The following is a 694-nucleotide window of genomic DNA, read 5'->3' as shown; positions in this document are numbered from 1 at the left end:
GGCAGCAGCGCATCAAGTATTACCAGAAGAAAATGAACCGGAAACGGCGGGCCAATCCCCACCATTACTGGACCAAGAATTATCGGAACACCGTCGCTAAGCTCAACCGGGCCTACCAGCACATCAACGACCTGCAGCAAGACCTGATCAACAAGTTCTGCCATTTCTTGGTCACTACCTACGATGTCATCTGCATCGAGGACTTGGACGTCAACGGCATGAAGATGTCCAAGAAAATGGCCAAGGGCGTCCAGCGCAGTCTGTTCCGCCGGTTCCGGACGACCATCACGTACATGGCCGCCTGGGCGGGTAAGACCGTCATTGTAGCGGACCGCTGGTTTCCTTCCACCCAGCGCTGTTCTCGGTGCGGCTACATCAAAACGAAAGAAAGCTACGGCGGCAAGATGACGCTCGCAGGCGACGCCATCCATCACGACCATGACACATACCGCTGCTATGTATGCGAGGCGGTCATGAACCGGGATGAAAATGCCGTTGAGAACTTAAGACAATATGCGGCGGGGCTTCCGCCGGAGACGGATAACCCGTCGAGATGATTCAAGAGTCAGTCAATGTCATTACCCGGTTTGACCGGATAGGGGAATACTGGCGTTAACGGAATCGATAAAGATGGACTCTTAACCGGTCTAAATCTAAAGGAACACCATGGACCGGGTGTGTATACATTTGAGGA

General features: G+C 53.3%; 1 protein-coding gene. It reads left to right on the top strand.

From position 1 onward, the window contains the following. On the top strand, positions 1-557 hold a 557-nt coding region (locus L248_RS14925; protein ID WP_155828699.1), incomplete at its 5' end, for an RNA-guided endonuclease InsQ/TnpB family protein. Positions 558-694: the final 137 nt, after the last annotated feature.

It is taken from the genome of Schleiferilactobacillus shenzhenensis LY-73, assembly GCF_000469325.1.
In the GTDB taxonomy this organism is placed as follows: domain Bacteria; phylum Bacillota; class Bacilli; order Lactobacillales; family Lactobacillaceae; genus Schleiferilactobacillus; species Schleiferilactobacillus shenzhenensis.
This window is presented reverse-complemented; position numbering and strand designations above follow the sequence as displayed.